Source organism: uncultured Gimesia sp., from assembly GCF_937919775.1.
Classification (GTDB): domain Bacteria; phylum Planctomycetota; class Planctomycetia; order Planctomycetales; family Planctomycetaceae; genus Gimesia.
Map to the genome: position 1 here is coordinate 1 of NZ_CALFPF010000446.1, position 4,632 is coordinate 4,632.

Below are 4,632 nucleotides of genomic sequence, written 5' to 3' on the forward strand. Positions count from 1 at the left end.
TTCGACCAGTTTACCGTCGAACAACTGGCGGGCGACCTGCTGCCCGAACCGACACAAAACCAGCTCATCGCCACCGGCTTCCACCGTAATCACATGACCACCCGCGAGACCGGCGTCATTGATGAAGAATACCGCGTCGAATACGTCGTCGATCGCCTCGATGCCACGTCCACCGTCTGGATGGGGCTGACCGTCGGCTGTGCCCGCTGTCACGATCACAAATACGATCCCATTTCTCAGAAAGAATTCTACCAGCTCTTCGCCTTCTTCAATAACAGCCCCGAAACCGGCAATACAGGTACCGCGGGCAACGCCAAACCGATTCTCAGTGTTCCCACCACAGAGTATCTCACACAGGAAAAACAGATCAAAGAACAACTGGCGACACTCGAACAGCAACACAAACAGCGCGAACAGGAACTCGAAAAACAGCAGACAACATGGGAACAAAGGGTGCTGCAAGACCTAGTAAGCCCGTCATCTGACCGGCTGCTGCTGCATGATCCGCTGGACGACTTTACCAAAAACACGGCCCTCAAACCGATCGGCCCAGTCGAATCGACCCCTGGCTTTGTGGGTCAGGGGGTGAAGTTTGACGGCACCGCAGTCCTCGAAAGCAGTACGCCGCTCGCGCTCGACCGCGATACGCCCTTGACCATCGCCGCCTGGATCAACCCTGCGTCCAGCGGGCCGATCTGTCTGCTTTCCAAAAATGACGATCGAGATCATCTACGCGGCTTCGACATCATGATCCGCAAAGGCAAACTCTCCGTCCATCTGATTCACAAATGGAATTCCAACGCGATTCAGATCGTCACCGACTCGAGCATCAGAACCGGCCACTGGCAACACCTGCTCGTTAGCTACGATGGTTCTTCAAAGGCCGACGGTATCCGCATTTATCTGAATGGCGAACCGCAGGCCACATCGGCACCCTTTGACAGACTGACCGACAGTATCACGGTCGACGAACCATTTCGCCTCGGCCGTCGCAGTACCAGTGCCTTTTATAAAGGATCGATTGACGACCTGCGAATCTACCAGCGCACATTCACAGCAGAGGAAGCAAAACAGCTTGCTGACTTCCAGTTCCTGAACGGCTCGCTTTCCGTGCCTGCGGAAAAACGAACCACACAACAGCAGCAGGAACTCCGCGCGTATTTTCTCAAGACCGCAGCCCCCGCATCATTCCGCACCGCCGAGCAGGAGCTGAAATCGATGCAAAATAAACTCACATCGCTGTATAAAAGCAAACCGACTTCGATGATCATGCAGGAAAACGAAACGCCGCGCGACACCTTCGTCCTGTTACGTGGCGTTTACGATCAACACGGCGAAAAAGTCACCGCCAACGTGCCCGCTGCTTTACCCGGCTTCGAACAATCGTTGCCCCTCAATCGGCTCGGCCTCGCCCGCTGGCTCACCAGCCCGCAGCATCCTTTGACGGCTCGCGTGTATGTGAATCGACTCTGGCAGCAGTTGTTCGGCGTTGGTCTGGTAAAAACGGTAGGCGACTTCGGCTCACAGGGAGAATGGCCCAGTCACCCTGAACTGCTCGACTGGCTGGCGATGGAATTCCAGCAGAGCGGCTGGAATGTGAAACACCTCATCAAACAGATCGTGCTTTCAGCCACCTATCAGCAGTCGTCGCGTGTCACCGACGAATTATACGAACGCGATCCGGAAAACCGTCTTTTTGCCCGCGGCCCGCGGTTCCGCCTGGACGCCGAAACGGTCCGCGACAATGCGCTCCAGACCTGCGGTCTCCTCGCAGCAAAGCAGGGGGGACCGAGCGTCAAACCGTATCAACCCGCGGGGCTCTGGGAATCGGTCTCCTACGACAGTGAAGTCTCGTACGTGCAGGACACAGGAGATGACCTTTACCGCCGCAGTCTTTATACGTTCTGGAAACGTCAGAGCCCGCCCCCCGGTCTGATGGCCTTCGACGCGCCGACCCGCGAAACCTGCACGGTCCGTCGTCCCCGCACCAATACGCCGCTGCAGGCACTCGTGTTGATGAACGATCCAACTTACATCGAAGCGGCCCGCGTTCTGGCGGAACAGGCGTTGAAGAAAGATCCTGCCGAGGCCGAACGCATCGGATTTGTCTTCCGTTCTGCCACCAGCCGCATGCCCAGTGAATTCGAACAGAAAGTTCTGGCAAAGATACTGCATCAGCAATTAAACGTCTTTCAAAACAACACCGCGGCGGCAGAAAAACTGATCCAGGTCGGCGAAGCCCCCGTCGACAAAACTTTAGCGCCGGCAGAACTGGCTGCCTGGACGATTTTGACCAGCACCATTTTCAATATGGACGAAACTGTTTCCAAACAATAACCGGTGATAGACGCCACGGGAAAACGTCATGCAGTTTGAGATAACCGCACTTCAACAGGAATTCACGCGACGGCAGTTCTTCCGCCGCAATGCAACGGGCATCGGCGCCGCTGCGTTGGGCTCGCTGCTGAATCCCCAGTTATTCGCCAGTGAATCGAAGCCGAACGCGGGTTCGACTCAAGCCTCGCATTTCCCCGGCAAAGCCAAACGCGTAATCTATCTCTTCATGCACGGCGGCCCGTCGCAGATGGAACTGTTCGACTATAAACCGCGTCTCAAAGAGTTAAACAGCACGCCGCTCCCCGATTCGATTCGCGGCGATCAACGGCTGACCGGTATGACCGCCAACCAAAAATCGCTGCCCATCGCCGCCCCGAATCAGTTCCGGTTCCAGCAGCACGGCGAGAGCGGCACCTGGGTCAGCGATGCCCTGCCACATTTTTCCAAAGTCATCGACGATGTCTGCGTGATCAAATCGATGCACACCGAAGCCATCAACCACGACCCCGCCGTCACACTGATGCAGACCGGCCACCAGCAGCCGGGGCGTCCCAGTTTCGGTGCCTGGTCAAGCTACGGCTTAGGCAGTGAAAACCAGAACCTGCCCTCTTTCGTGGTGCTGATTTCCGATGGCAGCGCGTCGCGTCCCGCCGATCCCCTGTATGCCCGCTTATGGGGCACCGGCTTTCTGCCGTCCAATCATCAGGGCGTGAATTTCCGTAAGAATGGCGACCCGGTACTCTATCTTTCCAACCCGCCCGGCATCGACGCCGCCAGCCGCCGACGCATGCTGGATGGATTGTCGCAACTCAACCAGCGCCAGTTCGATGACTACCGCGACCCCGAAATCCGGACCCGCATCGCCCAATACGAAATGGCGTACCGCATGCAGACCTCGGTTCCCGATCTGACCGATCTCGCCAGCGAATCCGATCAGACGTTCAAAATGTACGGCGAAGCCTCCCGCAAGCCGGGCACCTACGCTGCCAACTGTCTGCTGGCGCGCAAAATGGCAGAGCGGGGCGTGCGGTTCATTCAACTTTACCATCGCGGCTGGGACCAGCATTACAATCTCCCCAGCGACCTGCGCCTGCAGTGCGGCGACATCGACCAGCCGACCGCGGCGCTGCTGACCGATCTCAAACAGCGCGGTTTATTAGACGACACGCTGATCGTCTGGGGCGGCGAATTCGGCCGCACGATCTACAGCCAGGGCACGCTCACCAGCACCGATTACGGCCGCGACCATCACGGCCGCTGTTTCAGCATGTGGCTGGCCGGCGGCGGCATCAAACCGGGCATCTCGTATGGTGCGACCGACGACTTCTGTTACAACGTCGCCGAAAACCCGGTCCACGTTCACGATCTCAACGCCACGCTGCTGCATTGCATGGGCCTCAACCACGAACGCCTGATCTACAAACACCAGGGCCGCGACTACCGCCTGACCGACGTGCATGGAACGGTGGTTGATAACATCCTCGCGTGAAAGAAGAAACACCCGGGGTGGCTTGCCACCAGTGAGTGCAGTATTCAATGAAAAAGACCAATCTGCCCCAAACCAATGCGTGCAATTCGTAGGGTGCGGACCCATGTGTCCGCCCGCCTGATGATTTTCGATCCTGTTTCACGCAACGGAGGGAACCGGATAGAACCATCAAACGTCAATCTACAAACCCCGCCGGTCCCGCGGGCGGACACATGGGTCCGCCCCTACCTCACGTCATGGATGCGCCGTCAGTAATACCCCAAATTCATCACCAGCGTTTTCAAATCGCACTCTGCCTGATTTGAAACAGACCCGGCACGACACATCTCATCATTCCGCGTAAGATTCAGACTGTAGGGGGAGCCCTGTGTGGCTCCCCGCAGTATCGACGTTATTTGCGTTTTGATTACCCGGTGGTTCTAACGGGGACCATTGCAAGAGAACCTCAAAGTTGAATCTCGCCAGGCGGGCAGGCACATAGACCTGCCCCTACAATTCCTTGTCCCGTTCGGTGGTATTATATTGAGGACATTCACTGACAGTTTCCCGTTGTCTACGACAACACCGAATTGCATTCGGTGCTACCCGGAGGCTTTTTCAAAATCGATGTGACTCAATAAATCCCGCGATTTTCCGCACCAGATTTTCCGCGGACTGCGTTTTCGCGACCACGCTATAACCCGACCAGAAATCCCATTCCAGGCCGATCACTTTTCTCTGGTGTTGGAACTCCTGAAACCGTTCATGCGGGCTGGCATGCTCCCCTTAACTTGATCCATTTGTAGTGAGAGTTTCCAATAGACTTT

2 protein-coding genes are annotated in these 4,632 nt (G+C 56.7%); both read left to right on the top strand.

Annotated elements, in window-relative coordinates:
• Positions 1-2,337: DUF1553 domain-containing protein (locus Q0294_RS12645; protein WP_299465724.1), on the top strand; the 2,337-nt coding region annotated here is incomplete at its 5' end.
• A gap of 28 nt (positions 2,338-2,365) precedes the next feature.
• Complete coding sequence (locus Q0294_RS12650) at positions 2,366-3,826, top strand: DUF1501 domain-containing protein (protein WP_299465728.1); 1,461 nt, start codon at positions 2,366-2,368, stop codon at positions 3,824-3,826.
• The last annotated feature ends 806 nt before the right edge of the window (positions 3,827-4,632 follow it).

Coding starts and splice junctions, on each gene's coding strand:
- Q0294_RS12650 (WP_299465728.1), top strand. CDS start 2,366: ATGCAGTTTGAGATAACCGCACTTCAACAGGAATTCACGCGACGGCAG.